Below are 15,287 nucleotides of genomic sequence, written 5' to 3'. Positions count from 1 at the left end.
CCCATGAACCAGTATCTAAAATATCTTAGTCTATGCATGTTAAGCACGACGGCTTCTTTTGGGTTTTGCAAAAGCTTTAGTTTGCAGCAAGCGGTGCAATACGCAATTGACCATTCTCCGAGTTTAAAATCGCAACAATCACAACTTAACATTGGCACTTTGCAAAAAGACAATGCTTTTGCCGCATTCTTGCCAAAGCTTGACTTAGTCAGCACATCAACAGCAAGTGATACGACATACAGCGCAGTCAATAGCACAGAATTTAATACAGGGAATACCTTTGGCTTGCAGTTATCGGAAGATTTTAGTCAAAATGGTATTAAGATCACCAACTATTACCAAGCCAAGATCCAAACCGCGATTGATCAACTTAACTATCGCTATGCTAAAGACCAGCTAATCCAAGAAGTGGCTGAAAATTTTATCCAATACTCGCTTAGTGTACACAACCTTAAATTGCAAGAAACACTTTATCAGCAATATCAAACACAGTATTTAAGCGCCAACACCCTATATAAACAAGGGCTTAAATCACGCTCGGATGAGCTAAACTTAAAAACGCAGCTCTTAAGTACCGAGATTACGTTAAAGCAACAAAAACAAAGCCTTAAAGTTGCCAAGCAGAAGTTACTAAAGAGCATGGGGATTAGTGCTTTTAGCCCTCAGGATTTCAGCTTTAATGTATTGGCATTACAAGATCTAAAAGATATCCCTAAAGCATTAACACACTTCTCTGAGCAATATCTCTATCAATCTAAATTATGGCAATTACAACAGCAAAAAGATGATTGGAGTATCAATCAAGCAAAACGTAATTACTGGCCAAACGCCTCCTTCTCCATCAATGGTGGTTATCAAAATCCTTATGCACAAAATGGTTTTTTTAGTGGCATTAGTGCACGCAAAGAGTTTAGCTGGAATGCGACCTTAACATTGAGTTTTAACCTATTTGATGGTGGCACGTTGGATCGCAATATCGTCATTGCCGAAGAAACAAAGCTTAAAAATCAATATGACAATCAAGGCAACATACTCGATGTGCAAAAAACGCTTGCGGATTTACTCAATGATTTCAAAAACCAATATGACACCTTGCCAACAGCGATTGAACTGCAGAAATACGCCAAAGAAAGTTACACATCGGTGAAACGTAATTTTCAAGCTGGAAGTCAGTCTTACCTTGATTTAATCAATGCATTAAGTAGCTTACAAACGGCTGAGCAAACGATGCTCAATCTCTATGCAAGTTTATTAAAAGACACCTATCAATATCATTTCTATAAAGGAGACATTGAGCGTTATGTTTTCAAGAATCATTAAATGGCTAATTATCATTATCATCCTAATTGCGCTTGGCTATGGGCTTTATTATTACTTCTTTGCTAAAACCAGTCAGCCATTAGCCACAACGAATACGCCCTATACAGTAAGCAAAAAAACGCTGATAAACAAAATCTCCGCTGCCGGAGAAGTTAGTGCCAACAAAGAAACCGTAGTCACCGCACCCTATGCAGGCTATATCCAAAAAATCTATGTCGATCTAGGACAACACGTCATTCAAGGTGACCCTCTTGTGAGTATCGTTAGCTCTCTACAATCACCAGAGAAGGTCTATCCAATTAGAGCACCTTATGCAGGCACAGTGGTTTATATCAAGAAATCTGAAGGTGAGTATGTCACCCAAGGTTCTGGCAGCACTCAAAACAGTGACTTCATTCTCAAAGTTGATGATTTATCGAAGCTTTATGTTACCGCAAATATTACTGAATCAAACATATTGCAAATGAAAAAAGGCTTAAAAGTCATGATCAAAGCATCAGCTAACAACGATACTAGCTTTAATGGTGTTATTACTAGCGTCGCTCTCGCACCCTCGCCAAATAATTCGGGAACGTCATTTAATTCGACACAACAAACGACTTACCCAATTAAAGTACTCGTTACAACGAAAAATGCTGATTTGCTTCCCGGAATGAATGTTGTTTGTGATATTTACATTGATGAAAAGCACGACGTCATCGCCCTTCCTAAACAATATATTCGCATTCAAGATGGGCATAATTATGTCAAATTGAGCAATGGTAAAATGCAAGAAGTCAGCTTAGGCATACAAACCACACAAGATGTTGAAATCACCAAAGGCTTAACGGTCGGTGATCAAGTTGAGCCAATCGATTATTTTAGCGGAGTATAGCCATATGAGTTTGGCGTATGAGGTAAGTAATCTTAGTTTTAGCTACCATGGCGCAATGAAATCAACACCTGTGCTACATGATATTAATCTAAACATCACACAAGGTGATTTTGTTGCCATTGTCGGGGCGTCAGGATCAGGCAAGTCAACGCTACTGCATTTATTCGGTGCAATGCTGACACTTGAATCAGGCAATATCAAAATCAATAGCGAGTCACTTGCACATGCTGATAGTCGTAAGCTAGCACAGATACGTGCTAAACATATCGGCTTTGTATTTCAGCAATTTCATCTATTACCCAAGCTTAGTGTGCTGGATAACATCCTGTTACCGATGAATTACCCGATCAACATTCAACATGATCGCAAAGCATTAAAACAAAAGGCACATGACATTGCTAAAGAAGTCGGTATTGCCCATCGCCTAGATCATTATCCTAAAGAGCTATCAGGCGGTGAGCAACAACGTGTCGCAATTGCTAGAGCATTGATGCGTGATGCCGATATTATCCTTGCCGATGAACCAACGGGTAATTTGGATAGTCATAATACTCAGAACATTATGGCGCTATTAACCAAACTCAATCAACGCGGAAAAACAATCATTTTAGTAACACACGATAAGGAAATTGCTGAGTTTGCGCCGCGCACTATTGAGATTAAAGATGGTAAAGTGCTTGCGGATATTAAAAAGGACAACCAAACAAATTCGTCTGCCAAGCAGGATATAATTCAAGACCACGGTAATAAACAAAAGCCAAGCTCAAGCAGTAGCTACATACATGCTTTAACACGGCTTTTTGCTTTAGCCTTGCGCACCTTGATGATCAAAAAAGGTCAAACACTATTGACTGCTTTGGGTGTAATTATCGGTGTTGCTTCCATTATTGTGATGATGACGCTTGGACAATATGCTAAGGATAAAATTCTAGCGTCTTATGATAAATTGGGCGCAAAAACGGTATTATTCTATGCCTACAAAAATTGGATGCAATCAGCATCAGATCATAGCAATTCCGCATTTGAGCAACTTTCGGTTAAAGATGATCTCATCCCAATAAAGCAAATTTTTCCACAGATTACTATGCTATCGCCTTCGATTAGCAGCTATGCCAATAGTGTGATTTTTAACAGTAACAAAGTGCATCAAAATCAAATCTCAATTCAAGGTGTTAATGAATATTTCTTACCTATTGTGAATACACACTTAGCGCAAGGACGAAATTTCTCAGCACTTGATATTCAAAATGCTGACAACGTTTGTATTATTGGTAATGATATTAATCGCGAGCTTTTTCCAACGCAACGCGCGATTGGTAATGTTATTAAGATTGGTGATTATGGTGGTAGTTATACCTGCTTTGTCATTGGCGTGCTAAAGAAAAAATCAAGCTCAAGCAGTGATGCTTGGAATAATATCAACACCCAGGTTCTCCTGCCTTTTACCTATTTACAAAAGGTAAATTGGAGCTTTTTAGCGCAGTTTTATTTTAGTGTTGATGATGTAAACGCTGTCATTCCAGTCAGTGATGCGCTTAAAAATTACTTCACCAGCAAATATGGCAATAGCGGCACCTTTATGGTGTCACCGGATATTGATCTACTGCATAATATCCAGACTTTCTTAAATATCTTCACGTTAATGCTCGCCGTGATCTCGATCGTGTCACTTGTTGTGGCAGGTATTGGCATTACCAATATGATGCTAGCATCAATTTCTGAAAATCTATATGAAATCGGTTTATTAAAAGCTATTGGTGCCGGAGATCGCACAATTTTTTGGAGCTATTTGATTGAAGCCATTTTACTGTGCTTAAGTGCTGGCATTATCGGCTTTATTCTTGGCGTTGGCAGCTATGAGTTGATCTTATATATCGCCTCAAAATTCGTACAAGAGACCCAGTTTATCTGGTTCATCTCACCCTTTGCGGTATTATTGGCATTTATCTCCGTCGTCAGCTTAGGGATATTAAGCGGCTTGCTACCCGCGCGTAAAGCCGCAGCTTTAGATGTCGTAAAGTGTTTAAACCATTAAAACCCCACTTTAAAAACTTTGCCAGTTTCAATGCCAGCAACTGATCTTAGATAAGCTCCTGCTGCCTCATGTGCTGATACTGATTCAAAACCAGGGAAGAATGGTGCATAAGATGCAAGAGCTTCGGTGATAACCGTTGGGCTTACCGCATTGATACGCACTTGTTGGCGCAGCTCTAAGCTTGCGGCTTTGATATAGCCTTCAAGTGCGGCATTAACCATTGCTGCCGAGGCGCCAAGGGCGATAGGCTCTTGATTTAAAATCCCTGTGGTTAGCGTAAATGAACCATTATCGTTAATATATTTTAATCCCTCTTGCACGAGATTGACCTGTCCCATCAATTTATTGTGAAGCCCAAGCACAAAATCCGCTTCCGTCATTTCAGTTAACGCTTTAAAAGTTACTTTACCCGTGGTCGATACCAAGGCGTCAAATGAACCAATCTTGGCATACATGGCTTTGATCGAGTTAAGATCGGTAATATCCACTCCAATACCACCTGAACGTGATACTTTCACAACCTCATAATCATGGTTTTGCAATGTATCACAAACACCTTGCCCAATCGTACCCGTCGCACCAACAATAATCACTTTTTTCATAACTACATCCTTCTTAAATTACACAATTAGGTTATAACAACTTTATCATCTATCAACACTCAGTCGCTGGCTGAACATAAGTTGAAGCCAGTATAATAAGTACCTATGCAAATATTATCAGGTGTTTTTTAGATTCTCGGATCAAGTCCAAGAATGACAGCGAGTTGTCATATTCTGGCTTGACCCAAATATCCATTATTACCAAGAAACTATTGTTTAGGTACTTACATGTCAAATTTATTAGCACTCCCTTCGACTTACGCTCAGGGAGCGATCAGCTCTTCTGGGAAAAATTCAACGACATTTAATAATTAATAATTAATAATTAATTATTATCATTATACTTAATTTCTTTTTTGTTGATAGTTATTTCTTTGTTTCTTCATAGTTTTTTATGTCAAAAGTAAAGCCGCATGTGAGAATACGTAATATTACGTATATTGTTTTTTTAAAAAATAGTTAATATAGTTTATGTCAATGCATCGATGTATCATCTCAATTCATAGTAATAATACGAGTTTGATCATCAAGATGAATCCATTAGTATCAATAATGTCTATTATTGTGCTAAGTTATTAACTGCAATGTTATATTGCATAATGATATTGACAAGAATGTTATAGCAAAAATCATAAAAGGAGTCGAAAATGAGAAGGCAAGCAATCACCACGTTAGGCATATGCAGTACATTGATATTTAGTGGTTCGCTAGCCTATGCTGCTAATGATGCACACAACACTTACGTGGATCCCACGGCAAGAGTTGAGGCATTTGTTAATGCAATCAATCAAAGTAATGCTGAGGTAAACAAACAGGCACAGGCTGTACTTGCTGATCATAAGCAATGGGCTGATAGTGCAGTAGCAGAAGCAAGAACATATAGCGGTTGGACAAAATTTAAGTCTTTTTGGCCTTTTTTAGGGCTCTCTATGCAAATGGGCATTAACACGATTGAATTAGGAACTAATTTATCGAAAGTAAAATTTAATGACGCCGATCAAAACATGGATGAATATCACGCCATTATGAAAAAGATGATGAGCGGTGCGGCGCAACCGATGACCTACACAACAACAAAATCATTGTTAGGCACAATTGGTAAAACACAAAAAGTTGATTTAGACACCGCTAAAGTTCGTTATTATGATGGTATGGCGCAAGCATATGCCGTGCCTAAGAAGATCATCAAAGCAGCAGGTATCGCTTATACATCAACGATTAAATCCGTTGATAATTATCAAAAATTCTCGGAGAATGACTGTGTTCTAGCCGTTAAAGCCTCGCGCGGCACTGATCTTTATCAAAATATTCTAGGATCAGTCAATGCCTTTAATAAGTTATTAGACAACAATAAATTATTGGATAGCATTAAGTTCTTGCATGATGCTAATGTTTATATGCAGTTCTATTACACCACGGATCCTGCCAAAGTTTGTAGCTATAAAGTAGCAACTGAAACACTGCAAAATAATCAATTTATGCAAGCGTATATGAAGGGCTTTGATCGTTACAAAAACTTATTAAGTAAATTTTCTAAAGATTTAAATGTGACAAATGATCACGCTTACCCAGTCTATGCTGCCACTGCTGCGATTGATTTTGTAACAATTACTGAAACACAATCAATTATTAATGCACTAAAGAAATTAAAGCCGTAAATAGATGAAAAAGACTATTTTCTTTCTCTTATTCTCGATGCTATGTATTGTACTGCCAATTTATAGCACGGCAGCAGCAAGCATGGCAGTCCAATCATCGTTGAATGATATGACCGTTGCTGATTATCTTAAGCTTTATTATTCAGATAATCCTACTGATAATCAACGCGCGCGCGGAATCCTCGATGATACTGAGAATTGGCTTATTGCCGCTGATGTCTTTTCCCGCGAAATACAGGAAAAACCATTGTTTTGTGCCAATGCCAAAGATGAGCCTATCAATTTAGATATCGATACATTTAATAGCATCATTATGGCAAATCTATCACGCTTGGATGCATACAATAATATCTTGTCAATAAAGGAAGTATTGCCATTTACTTATTACGTGCTTGGCGTTATGGAAGCAACTTTCCCATGCAAAGAGGTTAAATCTCAATTTGATCTTTTTGGTCGAATTGAAAAAAGTTATCTACAAGCTAAAAATCAACAAAAGAGCGATGACAAGTCATTATCGCATTAATAATGCCGCTCTAAAAAAACTTTAATTTCTGCCACCAACTCTTGTTGTGAATATTTTTCTCAAGCTTTTCGCGCTTTATTGCCAATGAGGTTCTTAAATCATTCGGCGTTAAGCGATGTGAAGCAAAGTCACTGTTGGTTAGCGGTGATTTTGCCGCTTTAAATGCGGCATCAATAAGCTCTGAGCAGAACCATTTATCATGCTCATCCATCCAGTCACGACGCCATAAGCCAAGACCCAAGGCGGATGAATAATCATACTTCTTGCCAAGTTGATTATTTAAAAAACTAATCAGACTATTCTTTTGTGCGTCACTGATTTCTGTACACCATGTTTCTAGCATATCTTGAGATTGACGTAAATCATCATAGCTGCGCTTATAAACACCTAATGAACCATTACTACTATAGCAATCATCATCAACTTGCAGCTCGACATGTGAGAAATGTGAACGCGTTACCCAACGAATGCCATAACTAACGGGGTGATACCTGCGACCAAAATATATTTGAATGAGAGGCATAACAATTTCCTTTTTATCTTTCCATCAACTCCTTGGCCAGTATAGCCAAACATTGGTCATAATAAACGTAATGTTAATAGAAATAAGCGTATCGTATTTGATTTTTCCAATTTTTTGCGTTAATTTGCGCGAACCAAAAATAGGTCTTTGGTACAAAACAAATCTATAGGGGGTTTATCTCATGACAAAAATGAACAAAATAATTGGCTTATCAGCCATTGCATTATTAAGCATCTCTGCAGCAAATGCTGGCGCACAAAGTGGTTTAGTTGTTGGTGGTAACGTTGGTTATTCATTTGCACAAAATGGTTTTGCAAACCACAAAGGTGGTGTAGCTTTAGGTGGTTTAGTAGGTTATGACTACGCTTTAAATCGCAGCGTTAGCGTTGGTGCAGAAATGGATTTGCAATATGCAAACCAAGTATCAAAAACAGCAGGTAACAAAATCAATGTTTGGAATGTGCCATTATTCTTAGTTGGTAAATACTACTTTGGTGGCAACAAACAGTTTAATGTATTTGGCAAAGCAGGTTATGCATGGAACCGTGTTGGTGCTAATGATAACTACAGCAAAATTTTCAGACCTGTTGTTGCAGTGGGTGCTGGTTACCAATTGTCTCGCACCTTGAATGTATTTGCACAATACCAATACAACTGGTTACCACAAGGTGGTCACAACATGGGGCAAGCAACGGCTTCTATTGGTTTGACTTACACGATCCCGATGGGGCCAAGCAACTATTTCTCAAATGAAGAGAACAATGCAATCGGTCAAGAGCAACCTGTAATGCATAGCCAACCGACTGCAGCCGCAGCTGAAGTTCCAGCACCAACAGCTATTGGTAATGCAACATATACTGTTAAAAAAGGTGATACATTGTATGATATCGCTGTAGCACATGGCTTATCAAAAACTAAAGGCGCCAACTGTATTGCTAAAGAAAATAACATCACCAACCCATCTAAGATTCTCGTGGGTCAAAAGCTTGTGATTCCAGCAGCACACGCTTGCTAATTAATTAATGATTCATAAAACCATAGCGCTTATTCTGGCGCTATTTCTACTTAACCCGCTTTGTTATGCTTCGCAAATAAAGTTACTTGGCGAAGCTTCTGACTATGTTATTAAAAAAGGCGATACATTGTCATTAATTGCCAAGCATCACAAAATTACAACAAATTGCTTGGCAAAGTATAACAGGATCAAAAACAGCAATAAGATTTATATTGGTCAGAGCTTGTATATTCCCAATCAAGCGCAATGCACTAAATAAGATACAAAAGCTTCAAGCCAACAGCACTCACATTGCTGTTAATGCTATTGTTTTTTGCGGGAACATAAATATAGCTTGCCCATGGCACAATAATAAAACGTCCATAACTGCTATCAAAATTAAAGCTAACACCTAATAATGAATACAATCCACCATGATTCGTAGTCGATTGTGATAGCGTGCCTAGACCATTGGCTTGATAAAAATCCACTTGCGTATTGTTATAATAAATATAACCAAGCTCAGTGCGACTGGAGATTGAAAAATGATGATTAAAATGAAATGTACTAGATTGCAATACCCCTGCATGCAAATATAGATCATCCTGATTGGTGCCACTGGTATTGATCAAGGCCAACATCATCGGTTCAGTCGTACGATATTTTGAGTAATTTGCCGTGATGTAAACACCTGGAGTTATATGAAATCTTCCTTGAATAAACTCATAACCAAGGCTTAAAGTTGACGTTGCAAAGTAATGCTCAAGATTAGTGTGTTGATCAATATTATAATCATTTGCGCGCAGATTAACGCGTCCTGTTCCTGCCGCTCCATGGATATACCAATGCGCTTGCCAATGATTATAGGTGCTAATCACACCAAAAATAGCACCACCCATCCATTCAGATGTTACGGCTGTGCCAACGACATTAAAAAGATTCATACGACTATGGGTATAGCGCGCCTCTAGTGTTGGACCAAAGTACCAGTGATTATCCAAGCGATTATCTGAATTATGCAATGCCATCGTAGGATGCAAATCATCTTGGTCATGATTATCGACAACATTTGCTGCAATAGCAGATTCAACCAAGCCCAGTAGCAAGCATAGTCCACTATAGAAAGGGAGTTTATTTCTTATATCCATTGTTTGTTTAGGTTCCATCTGATCATTCTTAGGTTGAGTATAGTTTATAATTGCAAACCATCATTATTTCTTTGGCTATACTCAACATGTGTGCGATCACTCTTAACTGGGGTAATGATGATGAATGAGTTATTTTTGTTTGGTCTACTTGCTTGCTTTATATTTGTTAGTCTTATTATGGTTTGGGTGAATACGGTGGTGATTATTTAGTTTGGATATAAGATGTATATTTTTACATTTTTCTAAATGATTACAAGTCTGTTTGTAGATTTATTGAGTAAAATTAGTTATTATTTAGCAGTGCAGATAGCTTATCTTTAAGTGAACTACCCCGTCACTTAAACGTAGGTTGCCTTGCTTGCTAATAGCCCCCATCTAGAGGCAAAAATTAAAGGAATATATAAATTTTGGCATGGATATCTGCATTTTAAGATCAAACCCTAATAGGGATATAGGTGTTGTAATATTCATGTTTGAGCGTTAAAGATTAGCTCATTTATGTGTATTTCAGATTTTGATACGTATATTACCTTTTGAGTTTATATTATCTAAAAGTGAATCCTCTTATAATGATTATGCTTATGCTAAAAGATTAGCTTCAGCAGATAATATAAATCTTTAAATACAAGGGGGTTACGATGTATGTTGTAAATCAATTTAAAAGTAAAATGTCACCGTATCAAGTGGATTTGGTTGATGATATGATGAATGACCTATCAGACACAAGTCGGGTTTATTTGAAAAATATTTTATCAAGATCTTATGTGATTGGTGTACAGCACTTAATGGAAACGGAGCTATGCTTATTTGATGGTTTATTGTGTGCAGGTGCAATACCAGAACAAATTAGATTTGCTGGTAAGTTGTATTCCGATTATTTTCCTGCTATTCAAACTTTGAGAGGTAAAGGAATTAACATTCACACCATTAACCACACGATAAAGCCAGGAGAGTTTTCTATTGCAATAAAACAGACAATTAGAGATATGTGGCAATATGCATTAGCTGACATCGAGGATGCAAATAATATTGATAACATCATTATTTTAGATGAAGGCGGCAGGGCGTTAGAGGAAATTCCTCGTTATTTGAAGAATAAATATAGTGTGATTGTCATAGAGCATACAAGAGGAGGTCTGTACAATAGTGCTTCTCAACATATGAATATACCCATTTTAAAGCCCGCGTTATCTGCGGTTAAAAAAATATTAGAATCTCCTAAAATTGTCAGTAAAGTGGTAAAAACCGTTTTACAAAAAATCAGCAAATTACCTTATTCACAATATAAGGTATATGGAGTGGTTGGGTTAGGTAATATCGGGGCTGCCTTATCAAGAGAGCTTGTTAATAATGGCTATGAAGTCATTGCTTTTGATACAGAGTCTGAAAAGTGCAAATCACTGAAAGATAAAAGCAGCGTTGAATTGGCTTCAACATTGGATGAATTAATTCATAATTCAGAAGTCATTATAGGAACAACAGGAAAAGATATTAGTGTGGACTTTAATTTTAAAGAGCACTTATGTCATGACATCTTTTTGATTAGTGCTAGCTCTGAAGACAAGGAATTCAAATCACTTCTAAAATCAGTTGATAGCAATAAACCATTACAAAACGATATTAAATTAAAGACAGACAACGGTAATACCATAACCATTCTTTCGGGTGGATTTCCTGTCAACTTTGATCAAGCCAGTGAGTCTGTACCAATTAAAGATATATGCATTACACGTGCATTAATGTTGGGATCAATTTTTCAAGCCTGTTTCTTACTAAGGTACCTAAATTTAGATGACGTAACGAGTAATTTAAGCCTGGCAACAGATGCTTCATTACAATATTACTTAGCACAAAAATACCTAACTTATGATCATGGCGATGACTTTAACAATGAAGTACGGCAAATTTTTTCATCATTAGATTGTATAAAGTCTTTTTCTGAAGGAATGAGTCTTGATTGTGATGAGTTTAAATTATTACTTACTCTAAAAAATGACTTCAGCACAAGCACGGAAAAATCTAGAACTGGATAAATTATCAGTAGCAATATCTATGCCTATCTCATGGCTTGATCTCACTAACTTATTGTCATATATATCTTTCTTAGAGCTGTATATATTAATGGGAAGTGGCATATCTTTGTTATTATGGTTAATACAATTAAGTGTATAGGAAATCTTTTCACAAAAAGCATAATAGCTTCTTAAGTTTTCAGATAATACAACGTTACCATCTAAAAGTGTCGGGTGTAAAAACGAGTAATATACACTTTTTACAGTGGAACTCTCGGCTGTTCCAGCCAGAGAAATTATATCTGGTGGATATCGGCATTGATAGATTTCTGATAATGCATATTTGATTTCATCAATAGGGGCATCCATTGATGTAGATACTCTAAATGCTGGCGCTTTACCTTTATGAATTTGAATTAAGTGTTTTAAAGTTTCAATGTGTTGTTGATCCAGTTTGATATTATATTGGGACAATGTTAGTGATAATTTTTCCCAATGTAATGAATTTTTCATCATCTCCACAGATGAATTTACTGATTTCCATGAGTATTGTGTAATGAAATCAGTTAATAAATGATGGGAAGGCTTGCGTTTGATGACGGGCTCTACAATCGATTTAGGGAAAAACAAGATTTTGCATGTCCATGACTGAGACTCAGCAATCGCTTTAAACAGGTGATAATGCTGATGATAGGTTGCTGGAAATATATCATTTTTAAGATGGAAATGCTGTTGTAGCTTTTTAAGTCTTGATACTTCAGTTAGCTTTTGTAAACAAAATATGCTTTTACTTCCAGCAGTAATTGACCAAAGTGGTTTAGCATTGATGTTACATAACGCGTCAAGAATTTCATACGTTCCAAAGATGTCACCCTGATGCAATAAATTTAATGGAATTGTTCGAGTGCTATTATCAATATAAAGCTCAACATTATTTGATAGAACTATTGACAAGGGAATATGTGCATAGTTTAAATCATCTAGTATTCCATTAGTTTGGACCTTCCCATTAAGTAGAATGTTTTCACCATAACAATAGGCTCCTTCATAGAAAACATCATCCACTGATACAATATCTTCAATTGCATCAAATAATTCTTTGTTTTCTTGCTTTACCGATTGGGCAACATCTTGCCATGTGCATGATTTCAATTCCATTATCTATCTATCTTTATTTTTATAGCTAAAGTTTAGTCATGAGACATCATAATTAATTACAATCAAAATTTATATATATTTACGCACTTTGCCTGCATTTATAGCAGGAGAAATCCCTGATATCTGGAGTTAAATTACTGAAAATATAACAATTTTATTGTGCGAAAAGCTTGGATATCATTCCGAACAGTTAAGTTGAATGTTTAACAATAGTCTTAAGAAATTTATGGTGGGGGTTAACGCATCATAAATGGGGTAGTGCCAGCAATACTTTTTGCTGGCACAAAAAAATGGTTTTTTATCTTGTGATGACTACTTCTGTTTGCTGTGGAAATTTTGGACCTAGCGTCGTAACTGTAACATTATACCCACTGCCAATTCTTGCAATATCATCCATATTCAGATAGTTGATATAAAAAGAATGATTCGTTTGATTATGGTTAATAAATCCCGATGGTCGTAAGTGATAATTGGTGATGACATCATAGGTTGCATTTAAGAATGCCAGAAGCTTTTCATGAAGAGTTTCTGGCGGCTTTTCAGTATAACCATGCTCGATAATAATTGCTTTTCCATGCTGAGATAAGCATCGAAGGAAAGATGAAAACTCACTCCAGCGGCAGTTATCTTCGACATGATGCAATACCCATCGAGCAATGATAATATCATAGGATGGTTGCTCACTTTCTTCAGGAGTTACATAACATATACTATTTGATTTAATATCAGGATAGGGATCATATCCATAAACACCAACATTGATTGAATATTTTTCCTCTAAAAATGATTTTAATGATAGCTCATATTCTCCATTACCAATCCCATAACTAAAAATATTGACATCCTTTTTTTCAAGGCAAAGCGGCTCAATTGCATTTAATATAGATTGATTGGTAATCACATTATGATAATCCCAGCAAGCCAATATATCTTGTGGAGCAAGTAGTTCTTTGTGGTTCTGGCATGTTTTAATAAATTCATGACACACTTCAGTTAAACTTGCTTCATCATTAAAATATAATTTAATTAATGACCAGTTAGTTTTGCTACATTCAATTAGTCTTGCTGCAAATTCATTTGCTAAGGTATTCCCAGACTGATATAACCCAAGCTCATTAAAAGTCCTCATAAGCAGTGTTATATCGTGCAGATTTAGCTTTATTAGATTTATGTCTTCAAGTGCATTCATATGCCTTACCACTAGATTGATAGCTATTGTTTAAGTTCGATATTATCCTAATATGTTGCACACATCAATTATGCAGAAGTTTAGATTCAATCTGACAGTTCCCTATTTTTCAAACGCGATTTTTATCAGATATGGTTGAGCATTTCAATTTTCCCATTCTCATTAGCTATTTATACGCGCGTTTTATTTTTAAATCACCCCCTGACTAACAGAGCCAAACATCAACCACCCTGCTGAAATATTCAACTAGTTTCTACGGCAGCTTTTGGTTATGATTGGCAAGATTTCATTTAGCAAAACCAAAGGATACAATACGATGCTTAAGAAAATTGGCGTGATATTCTCATTTATGCTGTTAGCGATGTCAGGCTTTCAGTTAGCTGAAGCTAAGCGTTTTGGCGGTGGCTCAAGCCATGGTTATAGTCGCTCAGCACCGACACAAACACACAATAGCACAGCTGCTGGCAGCACTGCTCAGAAAAAAGGTGGTATGGGCACCTTTGGCAAGATCTTAACCGCCCTTGGATTGGGTGCACTTTTTGCTTGGCTTTTTAGCGCGCACGGTATGACAGGACTACTTATCGTTATCGCATTGATCGCGCTTTTTGTTTTCTTTATGCGTAGAAAAGCCATGCAGCAACAAATGCACAATAGCAACAATAATGCTTCACCTAACCAAGCATCACCATTGCATAGCGCTGCAAATGCCTTTACAGGCAATGCACAAGAAAGTGCAACTGAACACAACCACTCAGCGCCAGTAAGTAATGGCATCGTTAATGGTCAATTGGCTGATGGCACACCCGAGACCGTCTTTAATCACCAAGCGTTAAACTTATTTAATCAACTACAAGCTTTAAACAATAAAGAAGGTCTTGAAAAGATCAAAAGCTATATCACTGAAGATCTCTATCACAGTGTCTTAAATGACATCGAGCACAATGATGAGTTAGCGCAATTTAAAGATTTGAGCTGCAAAGTCATGAGCTGTGATCGTCAAGAGAATCAATATATTGCAAGTGTCATGTTCGTTGGACAAGTCAAAGAAGATGCCCATAGTGACTGGCAAAACTTTGAAGAAATCTGGCACTTCACACGCAAAGATGGTGAGCATTTATGGCAAGTTGCCGGTGTTCAGCAATTCTAAAATTCAAAGGCTACATCATATAACGCGCTTTAAATGTGAATCAAGGTTTAAATTATGCACAGTATTTTTGTGCCAGCAACTCAAATGCTGCACATAGCCTTCCA

The 15,287-nt window shown here is 36.9% G+C and carries 14 protein-coding genes; 9 read left to right on the top strand and 5 right to left on the bottom strand.

Features of this window, described 5'->3' with window-relative positions; translation table 11 throughout:
* Window positions 1–3 precede the first annotated feature (3 nt).
* Genes ACY10D_RS00335 through ACY10D_RS00325 form a run of 3 tightly spaced genes read left to right on the top strand, consistent with a single transcriptional unit; the run spans window position 4 to window position 4,229 of the window.
* Window positions 4–1,320 (top strand): TolC family protein, encoded by a 1,317-nt coding sequence (locus ACY10D_RS00335; protein WP_486998827.1) that lies wholly within the window; start codon window positions 4–6, stop codon window positions 1,318–1,320.
* Window positions 1,301–2,194: an efflux RND transporter periplasmic adaptor subunit gene (locus tag ACY10D_RS00330; RefSeq protein ID WP_486998826.1), complete on the top strand. Its 894-nt coding sequence runs from the start codon at window positions 1,301–1,303 to the stop codon at window positions 2,192–2,194. The genes ACY10D_RS00335 and ACY10D_RS00330 overlap by 20 nt, the downstream gene beginning before the upstream one ends.
* Window positions 2,154–4,229 carry an ABC transporter permease gene (locus ACY10D_RS00325; RefSeq protein WP_486998825.1) on the top strand — a complete coding sequence of 692 codons (2,076 nt, stop codon included), beginning with the start codon at window positions 2,154–2,156 and terminating at the stop codon, window positions 4,227–4,229. Before ACY10D_RS00330 ends, ACY10D_RS00325 begins: the two co-directional genes overlap by 41 nt.
* Here ACY10D_RS00325 and ACY10D_RS00320 read toward each other — a convergent pair.
* Complete coding sequence (locus ACY10D_RS00320; protein WP_486998824.1) at window positions 4,226–4,831, bottom strand: short chain dehydrogenase; 606 nt, start codon at window positions 4,829–4,831, stop codon at window positions 4,226–4,228. The two genes, ACY10D_RS00325 and ACY10D_RS00320, sit on opposite strands and share 4 nt — an antisense overlap.
* A gap of 647 nt (window positions 4,832–5,478) precedes the next feature.
* Here ACY10D_RS00320 and ACY10D_RS00315 point away from each other — a divergent pair.
* Together ACY10D_RS00315 and ACY10D_RS00310 are read left to right on the top strand one after the other, a co-directional pair.
* Window positions 5,479–6,489, top strand: a complete 1,011-nt coding sequence (locus tag ACY10D_RS00315; RefSeq protein ID WP_486998823.1) for a hypothetical protein — start codon at window positions 5,479–5,481, stop codon at window positions 6,487–6,489.
* 4 nt (window positions 6,490–6,493) lie between these two features.
* Window positions 6,494–7,012: a hypothetical protein gene (locus ACY10D_RS00310; RefSeq protein ID WP_486998822.1), complete on the top strand. Its 519-nt coding sequence runs from the start codon at window positions 6,494–6,496 to the stop codon at window positions 7,010–7,012.
* Window positions 7,013–7,022: 10 nt separating this feature from the next.
* Here the strand turns inward: ACY10D_RS00310 and ACY10D_RS00305 are convergent, their stop codons facing one another.
* Entirely contained in the window at window positions 7,023–7,535 is a 513-nt protein-coding gene (locus ACY10D_RS00305; protein WP_486998821.1) for a hypothetical protein, read from the bottom strand.
* Window positions 7,536–7,716: 181 nt separating this feature from the next.
* On the opposite strand from ACY10D_RS00305, the gene ACY10D_RS00300 reads away from it, so the two are divergent.
* Window positions 7,717–8,550: an outer membrane beta-barrel protein gene (locus ACY10D_RS00300; protein ID WP_486998820.1), complete on the top strand. Its 834-nt coding sequence runs from the start codon at window positions 7,717–7,719 to the stop codon at window positions 8,548–8,550.
* A 7-nt stretch (window positions 8,551–8,557) separates the two neighbouring features.
* Window positions 8,558–8,809 (top strand): LysM peptidoglycan-binding domain-containing protein, encoded by a 252-nt coding sequence (locus ACY10D_RS00295; protein WP_486998819.1) that lies wholly within the window; start codon window positions 8,558–8,560, stop codon window positions 8,807–8,809.
* Here ACY10D_RS00295 and ACY10D_RS00290 read toward each other — a convergent pair.
* Complete coding sequence (locus ACY10D_RS00290) at window positions 8,802–9,695, bottom strand: hypothetical protein (RefSeq protein ID WP_486998818.1); 894 nt, start codon at window positions 9,693–9,695, stop codon at window positions 8,802–8,804. The two genes, ACY10D_RS00295 and ACY10D_RS00290, sit on opposite strands and share 8 nt — an antisense overlap.
* A 620-nt stretch (window positions 9,696–10,315) precedes the next feature.
* Here ACY10D_RS00290 and ACY10D_RS00285 point away from each other — a divergent pair.
* Window positions 10,316–11,710, top strand: a complete 1,395-nt coding sequence (locus ACY10D_RS00285; RefSeq protein ID WP_486998817.1) for an NAD(P)-binding domain-containing protein — start codon at window positions 10,316–10,318, stop codon at window positions 11,708–11,710.
* Here ACY10D_RS00285 and ACY10D_RS00280 read toward each other — a convergent pair.
* Window positions 11,663–12,847 (bottom strand): hypothetical protein, encoded by a 1,185-nt coding sequence (locus ACY10D_RS00280; RefSeq protein ID WP_486998816.1) that lies wholly within the window; start codon window positions 12,845–12,847, stop codon window positions 11,663–11,665. The two genes, ACY10D_RS00285 and ACY10D_RS00280, sit on opposite strands and share 48 nt — an antisense overlap.
* A gap of 298 nt (window positions 12,848–13,145) precedes the next feature.
* Window positions 13,146–14,036, bottom strand: coding sequence for a hypothetical protein (locus ACY10D_RS00275; protein WP_486998815.1), 891 nt, complete (start codon window positions 14,034–14,036; stop codon window positions 13,146–13,148).
* Between the two features lie 316 nt (window positions 14,037–14,352).
* Here ACY10D_RS00275 and ACY10D_RS00270 point away from each other — a divergent pair, with 316 nt between their 5' ends.
* On the top strand, window positions 14,353–15,183 hold the full coding sequence (locus ACY10D_RS00270; protein ID WP_486998814.1) for a TIM44-like domain-containing protein: 831 nt from the start codon (window positions 14,353–14,355) through the stop codon (window positions 15,181–15,183).
* The last annotated feature ends 104 nt before the right edge of the window (window positions 15,184–15,287 follow it).

This window comes from Cysteiniphilum sp. (assembly GCF_057495195.1).
This window is presented reverse-complemented; position numbering and strand designations above follow the sequence as displayed.